We start from the raw sequence: 2,797 nt of genomic DNA, 5'->3' as shown, positions 1-2,797 counted from the left end.
CGGCTTGCCTCCCGGCAAGCCGTTTTTTGTGGTCTCAACCTCTTGACCCAATCCAGCCTAGGCCAGACCCGGGCACAAAGCTGCACACCTTCAGCTATCTGTGGTCACTTATTTAAGCGTACAGGTCAGCAGTGTGACCCCTTTCTGGGTGAGGAGGGCTTGTTTCTCCTGATTCCAGAAGGTGGTCAGGCCGTCAGAATATTTGGCGCCAGACTCTGACTCAATGCGCGCCAGCTTGTGATAAACCCCGGCATAGGGGAACTGCACCATGTCGGCCTGAGCATCATAGGTAACGGCCAGCATCTCTTCGCCACACTGGTATTGGCTGTATTGATACTGGGTAGGTTGCGGGCTGCTGCACGCCGCCAAACCCAAAAGGGGAAGCAGAGCGATCAATTTTTTCATTGCACTTTCCTTATGTAATGGCTTTATGTCATGGCCTTGTGCAGTGGCCTTACGTAACGGCCTTATGCCAGGGTACCAACGAAACAATCGTTATCAAGCTTCAACAATTTGATAACTATGGGTAATTTGTACCGCTTTTTCCAACATCAGGGAAACAGAACAGTATTTTTCCATCGACAGCTCGACCGCTCTGGCCACCTGTTTCTCTGCCAATCCCTTGCCCGTCACCACGAAGTGCAGATTAATCTTCTCGAAAACCCGGGGCACGCTATCGACCCGTTCGCCACTGACATCAACATGGCATGCGGTCACCGACTGGCGCGCTTTTTCGAGGATGGAGACCACATCAATGGAGCTGCAGCCACCGACCGCCAGCAGGATCATCTCCATCGGGCTGGCCCCCTCACCGGGGTTGGCACCATCCAGGATCACCTTGTGACCGGATTCACTCTCACCCACAAACTTCATCCCTTCCACCCAGCTGACCTTGGCTTTCATCTCGCACTCTCTCCTGTTAATCATGATGATGGATCCCTAGCATAACCCAGTCGCTTATCTCTGCCGAACAGGGGGAGTTGGGATGGAAATAGATCAAAATCAACATCTCCGACCTCTATCTTCCCTAGAATGGCCGAAGCGGCGCAGCAGGCATTACTCAAAGGGCTCTGTCAAAAGCCCGCAAAGCCTTGTCAGCACAGGCAAAGGCTCTTATCCTACTGCGACCAATACAAGGAATGGCAAGATTGGCAGCTTGCCCGGACGCACAAGTCCATAAAAAGACACTACAGAGGAATTCTCATGGTCATTGGCAAACCGCAAAGCGATCCCACCCTGGAATGGTTCTTGTCGCACTGCCACATTCATAAGTATCCCGCCAAGAGCACCCTGATCCATGCGGGTGAAAAAGCGGAGACCCTCTACTACATCGTCAAGGGCACTGTGGCCGTCTTGATCAAGGACGATGAGGGCAAAGAGATGATCCTCTCCTATCTGAACCAGGGCGATTTCCTGGGCGAGATGGGGATGTTCGAGGAGAACGAGAACCCCGAGCGCTCCGCCTGGGTTCGCGCGAAAGGCTCTTGCGAAGTGGCAGAGATCTCCTACAAGAAGTTCCGCCAGCTGATCCAGGTCAACCCGGACATTCTGATGCGTCTCTCTGGCCAGATGGCCAAGCGCCTGCAACACACCAGCCAGAAAGTGGGTAACCTCGCCTTCCTGGATGTGACCGGCCGGATCGCCCAGACCCTGCTCAACCTGGCCAAACAGCCGGATGCCATGACCCACCCGGATGGCATGCAGATCAAGATCACCCGTCAGGAGATCGGCCAGATCGTCGGCTGCTCTCGTGAAACCGTGGGCCGCATCCTGAAGATGCTGGAAGAGCAGGAGCTCATCTCTGCTCACGGCAAGACCATTGTGGTATTTGGCACTCGCTGATGACCCGTCCGCAGGCCTGACTGAGGCCTTGGGATAAAAAAGGCTGCTACGGCAGCCTTTTTTGATCCTCTCCCCTATAATCCCGAACGCCCTTCACTGTTCCGGCATTCGCCCAGAGAGTTACTATGCACCTTCAATGTCCCCGCTGCCGCAGTCCGCTCCATCTTCATGAAGCCTCCCAGGGGCGCTATTGCGACAACAAGCATCACTTCGATCCGGCACCGGAAGGTTATCTGGATCTCATCCCCGGCAAGAAAAACCCCAAAGACAGCGACAGCCGGGCCCTGATGCGCGCCAAACACCATTTCCTGGAAGCCGGCCACCAACTGCCGCTGGTTGAGGCCATGGCCGCCCTACTCGCTCCGCTGGCCCCGCAAGAGCTGGTTCATCTGGGATGTGGTGAAGGCTACTACTGCCGCGCGCTGGCAGAGCGCCTGCCCGGCTGGCAGTTTGCTGGGGTTGATATCGCCAAGAACACCATCTTTGCCGCCAAAAAAGCGCAGCCGGACGGCCAGTTTGTCATTGCCGATCCCGCTCGCGCGCCGTTGCAAACGGGTTCTGCTCAGGTGCTGTTGGTCAACGATCTCAAGGTCAAGACCGAACAGCTAGTCAGCTGGCTGGCCCCCGGTGGCTATCTGCTCTATCTGCAGCCAGGCCCGCGCCATCAGTGGCAACTGCGGGTCAGCCTCAATCCGGTGAGCATGGAACACCCCCTCAGCTGGCCAACCCTCGGCGGCCTCAATTCGGTGGCTCAACAGCGCTGCCAGTTCAGCCTCACCATGGATCAGGCCATGCGCAGCTTTATTCTGGAGACCAGCCGTCTTGGCTGGCGGGCAACCGGTGAGCAGCGTCACGCTTTCGCTCAACAAGGCCCGAATGAACTGGAACAGGATCTGCTGCTGACCCTGTGGCAAAAGCCCATCTGATCACTGGGGGGAGCCTTGCAAGGCTCCCC

4 protein-coding genes are annotated in these 2,797 nt (G+C 56.4%); 2 read left to right on the top strand and 2 right to left on the bottom strand.

From position 1 onward, the window contains the following. Positions 1-108 precede the first annotated feature (108 nt). A complete protein-coding gene (locus AACR14_RS16025) occupies positions 109-405 on the bottom strand; it encodes an MliC family protein (RefSeq protein WP_019446909.1) in 297 nt (98 codons plus the stop codon). A 93-nt stretch (positions 406-498) separates the two neighbouring features. Next, positions 499-903 (bottom strand): OsmC family protein, encoded by a 405-nt coding sequence (locus tag AACR14_RS16020; RefSeq protein ID WP_019446908.1) that lies wholly within the window; start codon positions 901-903, stop codon positions 499-501. Positions 904-1,203: 300 nt separating this feature from the next. Here AACR14_RS16020 and crp point away from each other — a divergent pair, with 300 nt between their 5' ends. Together crp and AACR14_RS16010 are read left to right on the top strand one after the other, a co-directional pair. Continuing rightward, a complete protein-coding gene (gene crp / locus AACR14_RS16015) occupies positions 1,204-1,842 on the top strand; it encodes a cAMP-activated global transcriptional regulator CRP (RefSeq protein WP_005335304.1) in 639 nt (212 codons plus the stop codon). Between the two features lie 125 nt (positions 1,843-1,967). Then, positions 1,968-2,768: a putative RNA methyltransferase gene (locus AACR14_RS16010; RefSeq protein WP_019446907.1), complete on the top strand. Its 801-nt coding sequence runs from the start codon at positions 1,968-1,970 to the stop codon at positions 2,766-2,768. The last annotated feature ends 29 nt before the right edge of the window (positions 2,769-2,797 follow it).

Origin of the sequence: Aeromonas sp. 159, from assembly GCF_963862045.1 — a bacterium.
Classification (GTDB): Bacteria; Pseudomonadota; Gammaproteobacteria; order Enterobacterales; family Aeromonadaceae; genus Aeromonas; species Aeromonas veronii.
The sequence above is the reverse complement of the archived record's forward strand: the minus strand, read 5'-3'. Positions and strand labels throughout refer to the sequence as shown.